The organism is Pseudomonas congelans (assembly GCF_900103225.1).
Lineage (GTDB): Bacteria > Pseudomonadota > Gammaproteobacteria > Pseudomonadales > Pseudomonadaceae > Aquipseudomonas > Aquipseudomonas congelans.
The window spans coordinates 474,171-492,400 of sequence record NZ_FNJH01000001.1; the positions used below are offsets into that span (position 1 = coordinate 474,171).

An 18,230-nucleotide genomic window follows, 5' to 3' on the forward strand; every position below is an offset into this window, starting at 1 on the left:
ATGACGGGAACTCCCGTGATGAATATTGTTTGGCAGGGTCAGCCAAGCATCTCTTTGCTATCAATGTCGTATTTATACTTTGAAATGATTAGATTGCGGACGGTCGTGCGTAGCCCACCTGTGACAGGTGCAACGATATCCAGAATCAGATCAACTACTCTCTGGTTCGTGGAGAAGTTACTTCCGTGGGTAGCATGTGATTTATTCGGAATGCCCCAGCTTTGGCAAAGTGAAGCCCGCAATTTGGATGCGCTTCCGATGTCCAGCATTTCGAGAAGCGCATCTGACAGTGGTGTTTGCTGGAGCTGTCCCTGTATTTTTCGGGGGGGTGTGCAGAGGCACAACATTGCCGTGTTAAGCTCTTGACCAATGTATGTTTTTCCGCAGTTATCGCAGTGATATCTGAAATGAGGCATGATGGTTTCCTAGGTCATTCGGTGAGGTAGACAGACAGGCTCATATATTTATGTTCACCCAGGCAGGAAAATGATCACCTTTTTCTGATCCATACAGGCCCATACCGGTTACCGGATTAGCTACGAAGTTGTAGAGCCAGAATCCATCGAGTGAGCCGCCTCCAAAATGTGATCCTCCCGGGATCGCCCACTGCCCGATGGCAGATCTGTTAGCAGCCTGGTTGAAATCTCCTCCAACGATAATGGGATTGGCTCCAGCAACTGCAATGACTTGACTCATCATATTGTTGTGAATGAGGTCCCAATCATTGCCATTTGGAGACCATGCGTGGACAGAGCAAAGATGTAGTGTCTGCAGGCCGCGCTGTATCGTTGTATAAAGCACGCCACGACTGACGCCGTCGGGGTGGGGGATAACTTGTGAGGGCGTCATTGCCAGATTTTGACGCAGTACAATGCTGGTTGCACCTTGATAACCGCCATGCCATCGGGCGCGGGCACCCTGATATAGCACGCCAGGCCTGCTGTGGCTTCCGGTATGACCTTGGAAGTCATAAGTATTACCGATCACGTCCCCTGACTCGGCGGATTCCTGTAAAAAGATGATATCCACACCGTTTAGAAACAGACTCTCAACGCTTTTCTCTACCCCGTTACTGCCTTGAGTATTCCATGTCACACATGTCAGCATATATAGCTCCCACACAATACGATCAAAAAATCACTCCAACACCCACTCCGCCAACTTCCCAGTCACCTGTTTCATCAACACATTTTCAATATCCCTGGCCCCGGCCCCGCTGCACTTCGCCAGCACGGCCTTGACGATCCCGTTATCAAAATCAAACTGCTTGCCCGTCGCAGCCTTGTATCGCACGCGCAACTTCTCCAGTTTGGCCAGCACGATCCCTTCCAGCGTCGCTTCATCCAGCGGGCGATAGGGCACTACGGTCATGCGTGCCAGGAAGGCGGGGCGGAAGGCTTTTAATAGAGCTGTGTGCAGGCGTTCATTGAAAGCATCGCTGTCCAGTTGTGCGGTGGGGGTGTCGAGGATCAGTTCGGCGCCGACGTTGCTGGTGGCGAGCATCACGGTGTTTTTGAAGTCCACGACCAGACCGGTGCCGTCTTCCATGACGCCTTTGTCGAAGACGTTGTAGAAGGCTTCCAGTACGTCCGGGTGTGCTTTTTCGATTTCGTCGAGCAGCACCACGGAATAGGGCTTGCGTCGTACGGCTTCGGTGAGCACGCCGCCGGTGCCGTAGCCGACGTAGCCGGGCGGCGCGCCTTTGAGCTGGCTGACGGTGTGGGCTTCCTGGTATTCGGAAAGGTTGATGCTGATCAGGTTACGCTCACCGCCATACAGGGCGTCGGCCAGGGCGTAGGCAGTCTCGGTCTTGCCGACGCCGGTCGGGCCGGGCAGCAGGAACACGCCGACCGGTTTCTGCGGGTCGGTCAGTCCGGCGCGGTAGGCTTGCAGGCGCTGGGCGATGGTGTCCAGCGCAGCTTTCTGGCCCATGACCCGCTGGCCCATGCGCTGCGCCAGGTTGCGCACGGCATGGGCTTCATCGGCGAGCATCTTGCCCACCGGAATACCGGTCCAGCCGGCGATCACCGCAGCGACGGTTTTACTGTCGACCTGTTCCGGCACCAGCGGATCATCCTGGCGAATGGCGTCCAGACCCGCCTCCAGACGCACCAGTTCTGAGGCCAGGTAATCGATGCGGCCATCGGTGTCCGGGTCGCGTTTTTCGATATCGGTATTGGCATCCATGCGTTCGCTCAAGGCAAGCAACTCGCGACGGGTTTCCAGTAATTCGCGTACCGCTTCGCGCTCTTCGACCCAGCGCACCTCCAGCTCGCGAATGGCCTGTTGATTGCTGACCGACTCACGCTCCAGCGCATTGATACGCTCACGGTGGTCCAGACCGGTGGCCTGTTCGCGACGCAGCCGTTCGACTTCTTCCTTGAGGCTTTGCTGGCGGTGGCGCAGGCTTTCCAGCGGCGGCGGCACGTCGTGCTGGCCGAGGGCGACACGTGCGCAGGCGGTGTCCAGCACGCTGATGGCCTTGTCCGGTAGCTGTCGCCCGGAAATGTAACGGTGAGAAAGTTTCACGGCGTCCAGAATCGCCGCATCGAGCACCTGGACACCGTGATGCTGCTCCAGTTTGCTCGCCACGCCACGGAGCATTTCCACAGCAGTGGCTTCGTCCGGCTCCTCGACTTGCACCAACTGAAAACGCCGGGCCAGTGCCGGGTCTTTTTCGAAATACTTTTTGTATTCCAGCCAGGTGGTGGCCGCCAGGGTGCGCAGCTCGCCACGCGCCAAGGCTGGTTTGAGCAGGTTGGCGGCGTCGCTGCCACCTTCGGCGCCGCCTGCGCCTATCAAGGTGTGAGCCTCGTCGATGAACAGGATGATCGGTTTCTCCGCACTGCGTACCGCATCGATGACGCTTTTCAGGCGTTGCTCGAACTCGCCTTTGACCCCTGCGCCGGCCTGCAACAGGCCCAGATCAAGCACACGCAGGCTGACGTCCTGCAACGAGGGCGGTACATCACCTGCGGCAATGCGCAACGCCAGACCTTCGACCACGGCGGTTTTACCCACCCCCGGCGCACCGACCAGAATCGGGTTGTTCTGGCGACGCCGCAGCAGAATGTCGATGCACTGGCGGATTTCACCGTCGCGCCCGACGATGGGGTCGATGCGTCCGGCGTGCGCGTCAGCGGTCAAGTCCTGAGTGTATTGATCGAGGGTTGAATCCTCGCTCGCTTTTGCTGTGGCGTTGCCGGGCTGGCCTGCCAGAACGCTGGCGGTGTGTTCGCGAGATGCCTGCGTCCATTCCAGAAGATTGTTGCGCAGTGCTTCGCGCGGAATGCGCAGCAATAAAGGTGCGCTACTGAGGAGCAGGCTGCGACGCTCGTCGCGGTCCAGCAGCGCCACCAGCAACAGGCCCGAGCGAATGCTTTGCTGGCCCATGACGCTGGCCTGCACCACGGTGTCTTCCAGCAGGCCGATGGTGTGCACCGACAGCGCCGGGGTACGGGTGCTGCCGGACCTGAACAGTTCCAGCGCCTTGTTGATCTCCGCCGTCAGGGCATCGCGCTCCAGACCGAATCTTGGCAGCAGGCAGGCAAAGTCACCGCCTTCGATATCCAGCAGTTCGAGCAGCAGGTGTTCGATTTCGACGTAGTGATGACCCCGTTGCAGGCAGCGTTGCGCGGCGCGTTGCAGCGCGTTTTTGCTCTCACCGTTAAGGCGCGCGATCAGGCTGCCAAGCTCCATCAGCCGATCTCCGTCTGGCGCAGGTACGTGTCGATGCGTTGCTGCTGTGACGTGGGCTGGCGATGCAGGCCCAGGTTCCAGTTGAGGGCGGGCGGTTGCTCGCGGTCCATTACCATCGGTTGAGCGCCTGCCACCAGCAACGTCAGTGCGCAGTCGAGATCGGGGCCGAAATACTGCGCGGCAAACCCGGCCAGTTGTTGATGCGCCGTGCCATCGGGCAGCAGGCTGTCGGCCTGCTCGTTGCTCAATGGGCCGAGGGTCAGGCGCACGCCCGCGTGCTCATCCCAGACGCGGGTGCCGGCGATGGCGCTGCTACCCAGTGTCAGGTTGCGCCCGCCTGGCTTGAGGCGGCTGCGGCTGGCGGCAGGAATGTCGCGCCATGCGCCCTCGTAAGCGCTGAGCTGTACGGGAACCAGAAAGTGTTGGCGGACGATGGCGGCAAAGCCTGCCAGCGACCGGCGCTCATCGGCAAACAGTGCACTGCGGGCCAGAATGGCAGCGTCCGGCAGTGCCTGGCGCTCCTGCACAGGCTTTGGCAGCAGGCCGGTCAATGCCCGCAGTTGCGCCTGAACCGGGCTGGCCGATGGCACTGAATAGCCCGCTGCAATTCGGTGTTTGCGCAAGATCCGGTAAAGCAGGCTGAGCAGACGGTGGTGGAACAGGTCGAGGAATTCTGCGGGCGCGTGATCTTTGGCGCGGGCCCGTTGCTGCAGCCATTCCTGAAAGGCGTAGGGCAGCGGGCCGTCCGGGCCGCCAAGGCCGAACACCGGCGTGGTCAGCACCGTCTGTTGGTCGTGCTCTTGAAGCAGGCTTTCAATCTGACTGGAGGCGAAGACCGGTGTCAGCGGGCCGCGCAGTCTGACAGCTTCGGCATGCGGCGATGTACCTGTGCCCAGAGACGCCGCCTGGGGCTGCTCGCGCTCCAGCACCAGCAGCGCCTGCAACAGCTCAAAGGCCTGCGGTGTCCGGCGCAGCGTTGTGCTTAGAGGGACAGCGGCATTCCGGCTTGCGGTTTCCATACCATGACCTCCTTGTCGGCGCTGATCAGCACCGTGCGCACGAAGCGATTAGCGGTGGCGTAGAGCGAGAAAAACTGGGCCAGCACGGCGGAAAAAAGCACCGCGCTGTTGCCCACGAAATGCTCAGGGTCCAGTTCCAGGCTGACTTCCAGCCCGTTGCGCCAGCCGCGCCAGGCGTCTTCACCGACCTGCGCGACGACCCGCTCGCAGCTCAGCCTTTGCAGCCCGTCGATCTGTCGACGTGCGCTGGCTTCGTCGCGCAGGTTATGCAGCCCCAGGATTTCCTTGAGCGCTTCGAGTGCCTTGGGGCCCTCCACCAATGACAAGTGGTTGAGGGTCAGTTGCGACACCAGACGCCAACGCGATTCACCATTCAAATGGGGTGCGCTTTGCGAACTGGGTGGGTTGATGATGCTGGCGCGAGCCACTGGGCCGGGGCGTTCGAAGCTCAGTACGGTTCCGGCGATCAGGCTCTGCGCCAGATACCGATTGGTGCAGAGCAGTTCGGCGGTCAGGGTGTAATCCGGGGTGTCGCGCACAGGGTCGAAGTGAGTGTCGACCAGGCTGATCAGCAGATCGCTGCCCAGACGATTGGGTGTCAGACCGTTGATGCGCCGCGCGTGCCAGTAAAGCGGGCTGTCACCTTGCCGGTGTTGGCTGCCGTAATAGGCGGATACACGGCTGACGCCTCTTGGCGAGCTGGCCCGCATGCCACGGATGCTGTGAATTTCTACGCTGTTTTCGCGGTGACTGTCTGCCACCAGGCGGTATTCGCTCTGCGTACCGTCGGGTCTGACCGGCTCCGAAGTACGCGGGAACAGGTTGATCGCCGGTGTGCAGCCCAGCGCAATATCGCTGGCCTGCAAGTGCAGACGGGCCTGCGGGGCGCGGTCGAAGACCAGGTACAGGTACAGCGTCTGACCGTGGACGTGTGTGGCGTGCAAGGGAATATCAAAGAAGTTGAATTTTTCCGGGAAGGCGAAATATTCGGCGATCAGACGCCTGCCGGGATGTACCCCATCTTCTTCGGGGAGCAGGGCTTGGTCATCGGCAAAACCGACGACGACGGGCAGCGTCGCCTCGGCCGTGGGAAGACTGCCCGGCGCGCCACTCAGCACCTTGACGGTGTGAGCGCCGAGCAGGTCATAAAGCACGGCGTTGACCACCGGTGAGGCGTTCAGGTGCAGGCGCAGGTGCTGCAGCGTCAGCTGTGCCCAGGTAGTCTTTTCGCCCAGGCAATCTAGGGTCAGGCGCAATGCCGAGCGTGCCTGCGCCACGCCGGTCAGCGCCTGGGCTTCTTCGGCGCTCAGCAGCAGCGCTTCACTGATCTGCACCGGCCACAGGGTTGCCTTGGCACAGGTGCGAAAGTGGATGGTTTCGCCCTGAACGGTGGTCACGAAAAGCGGTGTATCGCGCGGCAGGTCGTAGCCGGAGGCCAGGTTGCCTTTGGCCGGGTCAGGCTCGAAACGCACCACCGTGCATGACGGCAGTGGCCGCAGTGACAAGGGGTAAAGCTGTTCGAGCAGGGCGTCACTGAATTCCGCATAGTCGTCATCAAGCCGCCTTTGCAGGCGTGCGGCGAGCAGCGCAAAGCCCTCCAGCAGGCGTTCCACATGCGGGTCCTGGCTTTCGCCGGGGGACAGCTCCAGACGCCTAGCGACTTTTGGGTAACGATTGGCGAACACACCACCGGCATGCCGCAGCCAGGTGAGTTCGCGCTGATAATAATCGAGCAGTTGCGGGTCAATCGAATCGCTCATGGCTCACCTCCATGCCTGCCTCGGACGTGTGCAGGACAAATGCCACGGGCCATTGCTGGCGGTCGTTGCGCAGTATGCCGGCGAGGCGGATGCCCAATCGCTGTGGATGTCCGGGCACCGGCTGAACATCGACATCGGTCAGTTGCAGGCGTGGCTCGAAATGACTGATCGCGGCGCGTATTTCACGGGTCATGCGCCGCCGATCGTCACTGTTGCTGGCGTGCAAACTGCTCCAGTCGGCGATTCCGTAATCGAGCAGAGTCGGCGGTGACGTCATGTCGGGCGCCGCCCGGCGGGTGTTGAGCAGGCGCAGCAGTTCGCTGCGCACTGAGTCGGCCAGCGCCTCCCGGTCGAGAAACGTAGGGCGCTGCGACTCGTCCTCGCTGAACGCCAGACGCTCGAACAACAGCGGGCGGATGCCTGTGCCGGGCATGACGGGCGGCCGTCCTTAACTGGCTTTCTTGTTGGCGGCCATGTCCCAGCTGGTGCCGGCCACGCCTTCCTTGGTGCCGTCGTCCTTCTGGGCGGTCAGCTCCCACTTGATCTTGGTGAAGTTCAGCGACAGGGTTTCGACCGGCTTGCCGCCCGTGCCGCCGCTGACACTGACGTTGGACAGCACCACGTTGTCCAGCGTGTAGGTGATGAACGCCATGAGCTGACCACTGCCTTCTGCAGCGTTGCGCCCGATGACGATGGTTGCCTTGGGGATCGGCTTGCCAGCGCAGCAATAGCTGTTGAGGGTCGGGGTGGAGCTGTCGACGAACTTGGTCAGGGTGAACTCGCCGATATGCGGCTTGCCCGAAGTCCGCTCGGAGTTGCTGACGTCGTTTGTAACTTGCATGGCCACGTTGTGGCTGTAGGACATGATTTCGATCTTGTCCTTGTAACCTTCCAGCAAACTGTCGCCTTTGATCTCGTCGCCCAGATCGAGAATGATCGCATCCATCGCGTGTAGCTCCTGCAGTGAAAACCAGATAGGAAGGTAGGTGCCTGCGGGCTATCGAGGCCCGCAGGGCTTCAGGTCAGGCCGCTGCCGGAGGAGGCAGGGTGGCGACCAGACGAATCGACGCGGTCAGCTCTTCAAGCTGGAAGTGCGGACGCAGGAACACCGTTGCCCGATACGCGCCCGGCTTGCCGGCCACTTCGGTGACATCAACGCGTGCTTCGCGCAGCGGATACTGCGCCTTGATTTCCTGAGGGGCGTTGTCGTTGATCAGCACGTAGTCCGCGATCCAGTTGTTGAGGTAGGTCTGGACATTGTCGCGGGTCATGAAGCTGCCGATCTTGTCGCGCATGATCACTTTCAGGTAATGGGCAAAGCGTGACGCCGCCAATACGTAGGGCAACATTGCCGAGATGCGCGCGTTCGCGTTGGCCTCGCTGGTGTTGTACAGCCGCGGTTTGTTGGTGGACTGCCCACCGAAGAACACCGCAACGTCGCTGTTCTTTTTGTGGCAAAGCGAGATGAATCCCAGGTCGTTGAGTTCTTTTTCGCGGCGGTCGGTAATGGCCACTTCGGTCGGGCACTTGAGCGACAGATCACCCGAACTGGTGCGGAAGGTATGCGCAGGCAAGCCTTCGACCGCGCCACCGCCTTCAGCGCCACGAATTGCTGCGCACCAGCCGTATTTGGCGTAGGCCTCGGTGATGCGCTGGGTCAGTGCCCAGGCGGCATTGCCCCACAGGTATTTGCTGTGGTCGGTGCCAGTGGTGTTCTCGACGAAGTTCATGCCTTCGACCGGATTGGTGTCCGGGCCGTAGGGCAGGCGCAACAGGTAATGCGGCAGCACCAGCGACACGTAGCGCGAATCCTCGCTTTCGCGGAATGAGCGCCACTTGATCAGTTCCTGGCTTTCGAACACTTTCGCCAGGTCTCTCGGGACCGAGAGCTCGGTAAAACTGCTCATGTCGAACAGCCGTGGGCTGGCCGCAGCAATGAACGGTGCGTGGGCAGCGGCGGCAACGCTGGAGAGTTTTTCCAGCAAGCCGATGTCCTGCGGATGGCGGCCGAATGTGAAGTCGCCGACCAGTACGCTGAACGGGTGACCACCGAAGGTGCCGTACTCTTCTTCGTAGATCTTCTTGAACAGCGCGCTCTGGTCAAACTCGACGGCTTTTTCCAGGTCAGTCTGCAGCTCTTTCTGCGACACATTGAGCAGACGCAGTTTCAGGCGGGTGCCGGTTTCAGTGTTCTTGACCAGCGCATGCAGGCCGCGCCATGAAGCCTCCAGCTTCTGCACGTCTTCGTGGTGCAGGATTTCATTGAGCTGGTCGCTGATCAACGAGTCGATCTTGCCGATGCGCTCGTTGATCATGGCGACCGTATCTTTATCGATCGCCATGCCCTCGTCCAGCACCTGGGTGGCGAACTCTGCAAGCATGTCTCGAGCGTAACCCTGCTGGCTGTCGTCATGCGCCATGCGTCCTTCGGCGATGATCTTGTCCAGTAACGTCAGGGTCTGGGTATTGCCTTCGCTGCCTTGACTCTCAGCGCTGGGTGACTTGGCCATGGTTAATCCTCCGCGAATGGGTTAGCGACGACGATCAGGCTTGCGGCTCTGCAGGCGGTTCGCCCTCGGCAGTCGCTGGCGCAGCAGGTGCGCCTTGCGGAGCCGCCGACTTGATTTCCTGCAGGCCTTCGGTGTTGGCGACCACTTCCTGGAGCAGCTTGTCCAGGTCGTCATTACCATCGAGCTTGGTCAGTAGATCGCGGAGGCGTTGGCGGGCTTCGAGCAGGCGGCGCAGGGGGGTGACCTGCCTGACCAGATTGATCGGGTCGAAGTCGTCGATGTGGCTGAAGCGCAACTCGACGTTGAGCGAGCTGTCGTCAGCGCTGAGGGTGTTCTTGACCTGAATGGCCGTTCGCGGGGCAATGGAGGCGAGGACTTCGTCGAAGTTGTCCCGGTCGATTTCGACAAAGCGTCGGTCGATCAGTTTGGGGAGGGGGGCATCGGGCTTGCCGGACAGATCGGCAAGTATGCCAACCACGAGAGGCAATTCCTTTTTCTCGATTGCATTACCGATTTCAACGTCGTAAGTGATCTGTACACGCGGCGGGCGAACCCGGTCTAGCTTGTGCTGAGTACTTTCGGCCATGGTGGCTGAACTCCGATGCATGAGGCGGGCGCAATGCAACGGTTTCCCACTGATCGCATTCCCTTGCTTGACCGCAAAGCCGGCAAACCCTGGCGGGTTTGAATTTTCTGCGATCCACTCAATTCGTCGTGGTGGCGAATTGGGCTTGATGCTATAACAGCATCGGCCAAATGCAAGATAAAACTTTTTTTGGACAATCATGACCGCGAAACAGTTCAACTATCGACAATGGATTGCCGTTTTGCTGATCGCGGTTGTGGTCGCAGGCTGTTCGCTTTTCGGGCCCAGGGTACGGGTTGACGGGATTACGCTGGATGTGGCGTTGCGAGCCAACGACGACTCACCCATTGCCGTGGATTTTGTCGCCGTCAACGATGCCGGATTGCTCCGGCAGCTGTCCGCAATCACCGCCGACGAGTGGTTTGCCCAGCGTGCCCAGTTTCAGCGTGACTATCCTCAGCAACTGTATACGTGGGGTATGGAACTGGTTCCCGGTCAACTCGTGGAGTCAGGTATTTTCCCGCTCCACGGTAAACCTGCACTTGGCCTGCTGGCGTTCGCCCATTACAGCTCGCCAGGCGCGCACCGGTTGCGGCTGGACGATCAGCGCCGGATATGGTTGAAATTCGATAGCCGTGAAATGACGCTGCACGATGAAAAAGCGATCGAGTAGCCGTACCGACTCGATAATGGGCTACGCGCCTGGAACAGGACGTCAAGGATTACTATGAGCGTGTTACCTGATGCAGTCTGCTGGCACGAGGGCATGCAATTGCTGCCCCAGCACTTTCAGTTGCAAGGCTTGCGTGCAGAGGCGCTGGCAGCTCATCTGGCACTGGCCGCCAACCCCTGGTATTGGGGCGTTACCACGCTCGAAACCGATCCTTCGGCATTGTTTGCCGGGCAGGTACGACTTTTGGCGCTGGATGCCATTTGCCCCGACGGGCTGCCGCTGAGCCTGCGCGCAGGCCCGGGTAGCGTCGTCGAACTGGACGTCAACGAAGCCGCCGCTGCGTCCCCGACCTCTACCGTCACGGTCTACCTTGCCGTCAGCCCTTTATGGCGCGGCGGACAACTGCTGCCCCTCAACGGGCGTCTGCAATCGCTGTTGGGTGATGCATTGCCTGACCTTGCCAGCGGCAAACATCCCGAAGTGCTGACGGTCTGGCGGCCCAGTCCGCGTCTGGTCACCGAGGCGAATCGGGCCGACTCCATCTGTCTACCGCTGCTGCGCCTGCGCAAGGAGGGCGGCGGTTTCATCCAGCTGCCCTACGTGCCGCCTACGCCGTTGATCCTGCCCGAGTCTGTACTGGGTCGCCGGGTGGCCGCGCTGTGTGCCCGAGTCCGGGAAAAATGCATGTTTCTGGCCGGTCGCCTGCGCATGGCGCGGCAGGCTGGCAACCTGGATGACGCCGAAGAAATTCGCCTGCAGAGCGCTGCATTGTGGGCACGCCTGCCCGAAGTCGAAGGTGCGCTGGGCAGCCGAACCGCCACACCGCAAGCGTTGCATGGCCTGTTGCTGGGCATGACCGGGAGCTGGTCGGTTCTCGATCCGCTTAGCGGGGTGCCAGCGTATGCGCCCTTGAACTTTCTTGATTTGAATCTGGGCTATGAGGATGTGCTGGGCTGGCTGGAGCGAACGCTCGATCAGTTGCGTGTCGGGTTTCGCAGCGTGCCGTTCCAGCAGACCGAGCATGTCTTCTCGATCATGCTGCCGGAGCAAAAGGCGCGTCAGCGGCTGGTGATTGGTTTGCGCATGCCTGCCGGTGTTTCGGAGCAGGCAGCTGGCGAGTGGCTGGATCGGGCCATTATTGCGTCCGGATCTCACATCCCGGTGCTGGCCCGCCAGCGGATGAGCGGTTTGCCTCATCAGGCGATGGCGCGTCAGGAACAGATTGCCCACAGCACGGGCGACGACACGCGCCTGTTCGTCATCGAGGCCAGCGGCCAGTGGTTCGATCCCGCTCAACCATTGCACATCACCTCGTCTGTGGCTGGCGCAGCTGTCAGCCCCTGGCAAGTGATTCTGTTGACAGATAACACCCAGGAATCCGCCTGATACGGTAGGGAAGTCGTATGCCTGAAGGGAATGCAGTGGCGCGTTCGCGCGCAGTGCAGGAAGCACCGCTGAGCCATGCGTTCCGCCAGGCCTGGCAGGAGTGGCTGAGCGCCTGGCGCGAGCTGGACAAAAGTGTCGAAGACACCGGCAAGCTGGTGGATACCGTGGTCGAGCTGTCTACCCGGATCACCCGCCGGCTGTGGCGCAACGCATTCGCCAGCGTCGGAGATTCGGCAACCCTGCAAATGAAAGCGATGGTGTATGCCTTCGTTGCGCTGTTGGATGAAACCCTGCTGTTCGCTGACTGGTCGGGGCAGGGTGCCTGGCAGGAAAAACCGCTGGAATCGCGACTGTACGCCAGCCGTCAGGCGGGTCAGCGCGTGCCCCTTGAAATCAAGCGTTTGCTCGACGAACAGGCGCCCACCAGCCGCGATCTGGGGAACGTCTATCTGTTGTGCCTGATCCTTGGTTTTCAAGGGCATTTGCGCGGCGAACGGGGCAGGACGCTGCACGAAAAATGGCGCAACGCGCTGTACACCTTCACCCGGCAACGCGAACCTGAGTTCGCCAACGTCAGCCAGCAACTGACCGAACCCGCCAGCGCGGCACCGCGCACACGTGTACTGCACCAATCGATGCCCGACGGGATGCGCCTGGCCCTGATCATCCTGCTGGCCACCGTGTTGTTGATTGGCGTCGGTCATCTGCTATGGCGGGATATCGGCCAGCGGCTGGAGCCTGCCTTGAACCCTGGCAGCACCGCTTCAAGTACGGAGCAGCCGCAATGACGCTTGCTCTGCTGGGCTGGGTCCTGGGCATTATCGCCGTACTGCTGGTCCTGATTCTGGTGGTCTGGTGGCTGCGCACACGCAATGCGCCCGCCGTACGCAGTTTTCACCAGGCCGTGCGGCAGATGGAGCGAGAGCAGGGCGTCAGTGATCGTTATCAGACGCCTTGGATGCTGATGGTCGGAGACGATGCGCACAGCGCTCCACTGTGTGCCAGCTGGAATCTTTCCTCGGTGGGTAACCCGGCCTGGTTCGGACGCTGGTGGGCGGATCCCGAAGGCGCCGTGCTGGTAGTGCCGCAATCGCTTTTTCTGCCGGATGCCAGCGTCAAGGCGCAAGGATCGGGCTGGGCCAGCCTTCTGGGTCTGCTATTGCGGGTCAAGGGGCGCCGCCCGCTGGATGCCGTGATCTGGAACATTTCAGCGGCCGACCTGCTCGACAGTGATCGCGCCATTGCACTGGGCATTGCGGCGCGCCGGCGCTTTGTGGATTTATTGCAGAGAACCGGGCTGGCGCTGCCGGTCTATGTGGTTGTGAACGGCATGGACGAGGTGCCGGGGTTTCAGGACCTGGTGGCGGCGCTGCCACAGGATGCTCGCCAGCAAATGCTTGGCTGGTCTTCTCCTTATGAGCCAAGTTCGGTGTGGGAGTCGCGCTGGAGCGACATCGCCGTAGATGAGGTGACGCAAGCGCTCTCAGAGGCCGTCATTCAGATCGGCGCGCTGTCCGGCCAACTGACTGACGACCTGAGTTTTCTTCCCGAACGTGTCCATGCCTTGCGCCGCAACGTACAGATGCTGCTGGAGCCCGTGTTTCAGGGTAATGCGCACAGCGAAGCGATGAGCTTCCGGGGCCTGTACTTCACTGCGCGGCAGGCCGGCCTGGCCGAGCACAACAGCCTGTCTGCACTCGGTGGCCCTGTCACGCAAATCGCCTTTGGTGAAGCGCTCTGGCAGCGACGCATCAATGCCGAGCGTGGGCTTGCGCAGCCAGTTGTGCGCTTGCTGCAACTGCGTCGGCGCTGGCAACAGTTGACGGCTGGGGTTGCTCTCGCTTTCGGTGTGGTCTGGGCAATCTGCATGGTGTGGGTGTGGAGCGATTTCAGTGAAGATGCCGACAAGCTGTCCCGATTGGTACAGAACACGCAGGGCAGCTACGTTGCCATCAATGACGAAACGCAACGAGTGGAATCGACCCGGCGCAACGTCAGGGCATTCTGGCAAATGCTGGCCACCGCGCCTCGTTGGCACTACGCCTCGATTGTGTTTCCCACATCATGGTTCTCCTCGCGCGATACCGATATGGACGCGGCGCTGCAACGCGTTGCGGACACTCATCTGCGTCAGCCGCTGTATGACTTGCTGGCTGCGCAGATCAAGGACGTGCAGGCCATCACTGACAGTGAGCGGCGTAATGGCGTTCAGGGCGATGATCCCGGCCAATGGTCAAGCTACCTGAAAGCCCGGGAGCTGGTGGAAAAAGCCACGCGTCTCGAACAGATGAATGCACTGTACGCTGCTGCGCTGGCTGATCCGAGCAAACCGCTGGATGAATGGATGCAGTTGAGCAACGCACAGCTGGGTTTGAATCTGAACCTGGCCACGCTGCCGCGCGAGGGCTTTTACAATCACCTGCTGGCCGAGGATGAGTCGACGCCGGGTGCCGTGGACCTGACGATGTATCGCAAGGAAGTCTCCGACAACTTCAACGCGCTTATGGACAAATGGCTGGGGCAATATTTCCGGGCCGACGGTTTCATCGCGTCTGCGGGTTATCTCAGGCTGCATTTGCAAAGGCTGGAGTCGAGCACCGACACCAGCCTTGAAGAAATCGAGCGCATCAACGACCTGATCGATGACCTGCAGGCAGTGGTCGATATGACCAACTCGATCTGGAGTCGCGGCAAGGGCCAGGATCTGGTGCAGGGGTATCAGGCGTTGCTGGAGGCGGTGAGGCAGAGTTCATTGCTGGGCGCGCCCGTGGCCCAGCGGCTGGAAGCCCAGGCGGCGCAGTTGCAATACAGTTTCAAGGACCAATGGGTCTCACAGGACGCCGCCAGCAACAGCCTGCTTACCCAGGGGGCAAACGGGCATTTGTCGTTGCAGGATCGGGTCAGCGAGTTGCGCAACGCCATCGTGTTTCTGCTCAAGAGGGATTTTGTGGCCAGTGCGTTGCGCGTGCCTGATTCGTCCATTTCCGATGCTGCGCTGCATGTCGATGACGAAGGCCTGGATCTGGCTTTGAGCTATTACGACAGCTACAAGCGGTACTCTCAGGAAGAGCTGACCAAGATACCGGCGGCCTATCGTGCCGCATTGTTGAAGACCGCGGAGCTGACGACGGCGAAATCGATGTGGTTGAGCATGGGTGATCAAGCACCGGACGCCTTGCAGAGCGAAGATCAACCGTTCGATATGAAAGCCGGGCAGGCCCTGGCGGTCAACAAGGCCTTTCAGGACCTCAAGCGTCCGCAGATGGCGATCAGTCTGCAAAACTACCTCAACCGACTGGCGCTGTCTGACATCGCGGTCGCCACCCGCCAGATTCTGGAACAACCCCTGTTCAGGGACCGTGCCGATATCAACCAGTGGGACGGTGAAAAAAACTTCGGCCTGCAATTGTTGCGTGCCAGCGATCCTCAGGACCTGAAGCGCGGTCTGGATTTGCAGTTTTCCACGATCTCCAGCATCACCGAGCAGCATGCGCCAGCGGTCGAGTGGCTCAAGACCCAGCAGCGTAATCTGTTGATGGGCGACGTGGAAGGTCTGCTTCGATTCGACGCCTTGAGCGAAAACATGGCGCAGTACAAGGCACAGAACCCATCCAGCGGCCCGGCGATGATAACCCGCCTGCTGACCCAGGACTTCAACGAAATGAACACCGATACCTGCCTGGGCATTCTCCAGTCGGCCAGTGCTCCGGTCAGCAACGGAGAACTGACGCAACGCTGGCTTGCCCTGCAGCAGGGCGCATTGCGTCGTTGTCAGGCGCTGCAGCAAGGGCAGGCCACGGGGGCCTGGAACGAGCTGGCGGGCTACTTCAATCAATACCTCTCGGGGCGTTTCCCGTTTGCCGACAATTTGCAGGCGAGTGATGCCGATCCCGCGCGCGTGCAGTATTTCCTGAGTCTGATCGACAGCCGTCTGGTGCAGGCGCAGGAGGGGCTAAAAGCGTCCTCGGTTCGCGACAGGGCTGCTGCCGGCGAGTTTCTCGAGCGCCTGCGCCTGGCGCGGCCCTGGCTGGGGGCGCTGCTGGTACGTGACAAGGCCGGTCTGGTGGGCGCCGATATGGAAGTGCGCTGGCGCACGGACCGCGACAGTGAGCGGGGCGCCGACCAGGTCATCAGTTGGAAGCTTATCGCAGGTAATCAGGCCATCAGCTACCCCGGCGACACATCCAACGTGCTGCACTGGAGCGTCGGCCAGCCGGTCAGCCTGATTCTGCGCTGGGCCAGAGACGGTACGCAGCGCCCGGTCAACGATCCGCTGCAGCCCGATTTACGCGTCGGTGGTCTTGAAGCGGAATGGCAATACATCGGCCCTTGGGCGCTGTTGAGGCTGATGGGGGCTCACGTCTCCATGCAGCGCCAGCCGAACATGGATTACACCGAGTTTCCGCTGAGCCTCGAAGTGCCGGTGCATGCGCCGGCGGGTGAGGGGAATCAGACCCTGATGTTTGTACGTCTGTCATTGATGAGTCAGGGCAGTAAAGCGCCTTTATCCATTCAGCCCTTGCCGACGCTGGCACCGCGCTCTCCGTTCGGTTCTGCACCGCGCTCCGTCGCCGCTATGGAAGTCAAACCATGAATCAGCTATCCGCCCGGGTCAGTTCGCTGCTGGAGCCTGTCAGTGAATCGTCTGCATGTGGTGTAAGCCTACGCCATGACCCCGTTTACGATCGTCTGCGCCAGCTGCGACTTCAGGAAGATGACAGTCTGCCGCGCGGTGTGTGGCAAGCAGACCTCAAACGGGCTGACTGGAGCCAGTTGGAGATGCTGGCCTCATCAATCCTGAGTGAAACAAGCAAGGATCTGATGGTGGCGGCGTGGCTGGGCGAAGCCTGGCTGCACAAGGATGCGTTGTCCGGCATTGTCGACGCGCTGAGCCTGGTCGAGCAGTTGTGCGAGCGTTATCCGGAGGATTTGCATCCGCGGCCTGAAGAGGGTGATCAATCCTGGCGGGCACCGCCTTTGGAATGGCTGACTCGTCGTTATGCAGAGCTGTTGATTACGCGACTGCCCTTGTTTGGTTCTGACGACGCCGAGTTTGCCGGATACAGCCTTGGCGACTGGCGGCAGATGACGCGCAGGCAGGTGCTGGTCAACGACAGCAAGGCCGCCAAGGTGTCTGCAGAAGACGCGCTCAACGAGCAGAAAAAACTCAATCAACGAGTGCGCAGCACCCCACTGAGCGCGTGGCTGAACCGGCTGGATGCGATTCAGACGGCTCTCGATACGCTGGCGCGACTGGAAGACTGGACTGAACGGCATCTGCAGGATCAAGCCCCCACCTTTGGAGTCTTGCAAAGTAACCTTCAGTCGCTGGCGGCACTGTTCAAGGAATTTATCGCCATGCATCCGCCTCAGGATCTGGCACCTGCCCCTTCCGAGTCATCGTCCATGGAAACGCTCGATATGCCACATGACCCTGTATCTGACGCAGGCCCGAACCGCGATCAAGTGACTGCCCGAGCGTTCGTTGAACCGCGTAACCGCGAGGACGCCTATCGGCAGCTATCGGCCATCGCCGATTATCTGACCAGGACCGAGCCACACAGTCCGGTGCCTTATCTGATCAAAAAGGGCGTGGAGTGGGGCAACCAACCGTTAAAGGAATTGCTTTCCGAGCTGATTTCCTCCGACACGGAAGCGCGGCGGGTCTGGACGTTGCTGGGCGTGCTGTAGGCGCGCTCGGCGGCGATCAAAACGGGCAGATCAATTCGGCCACTTCATCTCGCCCTTGATGACTTTTGCACTCATTTCCAGCGAAGCCGGTTCGGCCAGTTGCGGCCAGGCTTTTTGCATGGCGTCGATCAGGGTGGCGGAATCCTTGGCTTTGGCGGCGTGTTCTTCGAAGGACTTCAGGTAGTCGGCGGTGAACGTCACTGCCTGGGTGCCTGCCGGGATCTCGCCCAGGTAATGGCCCGGAATCACGGTGGCCGGTTTCAGCGCTTTGATGCTTTTAAGTGCCGCGAGCCAGTCCTGACGCGATTTCGGGCTTTGGGTGTCCGCGACCCAGACATGAATACCGCTGGATACCACGACACCGCCAACCACGGCTTTAAGGGACGGAATCCATACGTAGCTGCGCTCGGGGGCCGGGCCGTTCAGGCCTTTGATCTGCAACGGCTGGCCTTCAAGCGTCAGGTGATCGCCCTTGAGCACTTCCGGCACAACCAGGCTGGCTGGCGCATTGTCCTTGAGAATCGGGCCCCAGTAGGCGAGCTTGCCTTGCATCGAAGCCTTGATCGCTTTCACGGTAGGCGCGCTGGCGACGATCTTCGCTTCGGGGAACGCGGCTTTGATGACGTCCAGGCCGAAGTAGTAATCCGGGTCACTGTGGCTGATGTAGACCGTGGTGAGTTGTTTGCCGCTGGCCTTGATCTTCTGCACCAGGGCTTCGGCGTCGTTGCGCTGAAACTGCGCATCGATGAGCACCGCATCATGCTTGCCGGTGATCAGTTCGGATGACACCGGGAAGACGGCTTTTTCGGCCGGGTTGTATACCTCGATTGCCAAGGGGGCGGCGGCCTGGGCTACGAGAGGGAACAGAGCGGCGAAAGACAGGGCAAGCAGTGATGTGCGCAACAT

Annotated in this window: 15 protein-coding genes; 5 read left to right on the top strand and 10 right to left on the bottom strand. The window is 60.6% G+C overall.

What is annotated here, in order from left to right; translation table 11 throughout:
- Window positions 1-38 precede the first annotated feature (38 nt).
- The 9 genes from BLR20_RS02030 to tssB form a co-directional block, all read right to left on the bottom strand.
- Window positions 39-416, bottom strand: coding sequence for a hypothetical protein (locus BLR20_RS02030; RefSeq protein WP_025990933.1), 378 nt, complete (start codon window positions 414-416; stop codon window positions 39-41).
- Window positions 417-456: 40 nt separating this feature from the next.
- Window positions 457-1,107 (bottom strand): endonuclease/exonuclease/phosphatase family protein, encoded by a 651-nt coding sequence (locus BLR20_RS27695; RefSeq protein ID WP_010430699.1) that lies wholly within the window; start codon window positions 1,105-1,107, stop codon window positions 457-459.
- 30 nt (window positions 1,108-1,137) lie between these two features.
- Entirely contained in the window at window positions 1,138-3,699 is a 2,562-nt protein-coding gene (tssH, locus tag BLR20_RS02035) for a type VI secretion system ATPase TssH (protein WP_054992986.1), read from the bottom strand.
- Window positions 3,699-4,718 carry a type VI secretion system baseplate subunit TssG gene (tssG, locus tag BLR20_RS02040; RefSeq protein ID WP_010430703.1) on the bottom strand — a complete coding sequence of 340 codons (1,020 nt, stop codon included), beginning with the start codon at window positions 4,716-4,718 and terminating at the stop codon, window positions 3,699-3,701. The genes tssH and tssG overlap by 1 nt, the downstream gene beginning before the upstream one ends.
- Complete coding sequence (gene tssF / locus BLR20_RS02045) at window positions 4,682-6,478, bottom strand: type VI secretion system baseplate subunit TssF (RefSeq protein WP_010430705.1); 1,797 nt, start codon at window positions 6,476-6,478, stop codon at window positions 4,682-4,684. The genes tssG and tssF overlap by 37 nt, the downstream gene beginning before the upstream one ends.
- The gene (gene tssE / locus BLR20_RS02050) at window positions 6,462-6,911 is read right to left on the bottom strand and encodes a type VI secretion system baseplate subunit TssE (protein WP_010430708.1); all 450 of its coding nucleotides are present in this window, start codon (window positions 6,909-6,911) and stop codon (window positions 6,462-6,464) included. Before tssE ends, tssF begins: the two co-directional genes overlap by 17 nt.
- A 15-nt stretch (window positions 6,912-6,926) precedes the next feature.
- The gene (locus BLR20_RS02055) at window positions 6,927-7,424 is read right to left on the bottom strand and encodes an Hcp family type VI secretion system effector (RefSeq protein ID WP_003382818.1); all 498 of its coding nucleotides are present in this window, start codon (window positions 7,422-7,424) and stop codon (window positions 6,927-6,929) included.
- 76 nt (window positions 7,425-7,500) lie between these two features.
- Window positions 7,501-8,988, bottom strand: coding sequence for a type VI secretion system contractile sheath large subunit (gene tssC, locus BLR20_RS02060; RefSeq protein WP_010430711.1), 1,488 nt, complete (start codon window positions 8,986-8,988; stop codon window positions 7,501-7,503).
- 34 nt (window positions 8,989-9,022) lie between these two features.
- A complete protein-coding gene (tssB, locus tag BLR20_RS02065; protein WP_010430713.1) occupies window positions 9,023-9,574 on the bottom strand; it encodes a type VI secretion system contractile sheath small subunit in 552 nt (183 codons plus the stop codon).
- Window positions 9,575-9,773: 199 nt separating this feature from the next.
- On the opposite strand from tssB, the gene BLR20_RS02070 reads away from it, so the two are divergent.
- The 5 genes from BLR20_RS02070 to tssA are packed head-to-tail and all read left to right on the top strand — an operon-like array spanning window position 9,774 to window position 17,324.
- Window positions 9,774-10,247, top strand: coding sequence for a hypothetical protein (locus tag BLR20_RS02070; protein WP_010430715.1), 474 nt, complete (start codon window positions 9,774-9,776; stop codon window positions 10,245-10,247).
- Window positions 10,248-10,301: 54 nt separating this feature from the next.
- Entirely contained in the window at window positions 10,302-11,633 is a 1,332-nt protein-coding gene (tssK, locus tag BLR20_RS02075) for a type VI secretion system baseplate subunit TssK (RefSeq protein WP_010430716.1), read from the top strand.
- Between the two features lie 17 nt (window positions 11,634-11,650).
- Window positions 11,651-12,421 carry a DotU family type IV/VI secretion system protein gene (locus BLR20_RS02080; RefSeq protein ID WP_054992985.1) on the top strand — a complete coding sequence of 257 codons (771 nt, stop codon included), beginning with the start codon at window positions 11,651-11,653 and terminating at the stop codon, window positions 12,419-12,421.
- A complete protein-coding gene (locus BLR20_RS02085) occupies window positions 12,418-16,227 on the top strand; it encodes a type VI secretion system protein (protein ID WP_054992984.1) in 3,810 nt (1,269 codons plus the stop codon). The genes BLR20_RS02080 and BLR20_RS02085 overlap by 4 nt, the downstream gene beginning before the upstream one ends.
- Window positions 16,224-17,324 carry a type VI secretion system protein TssA gene (gene tssA / locus BLR20_RS02090; RefSeq protein ID WP_010430722.1) on the top strand — a complete coding sequence of 367 codons (1,101 nt, stop codon included), beginning with the start codon at window positions 16,224-16,226 and terminating at the stop codon, window positions 17,322-17,324. Before BLR20_RS02085 ends, tssA begins: the two co-directional genes overlap by 4 nt.
- A gap of 30 nt (window positions 17,325-17,354) precedes the next feature.
- Here tssA and BLR20_RS02095 read toward each other — a convergent pair whose 3' ends face one another.
- Window positions 17,355-18,230 (bottom strand): MBL fold metallo-hydrolase, encoded by an 876-nt coding sequence (locus tag BLR20_RS02095; RefSeq protein ID WP_054992983.1) that lies wholly within the window; start codon window positions 18,228-18,230, stop codon window positions 17,355-17,357.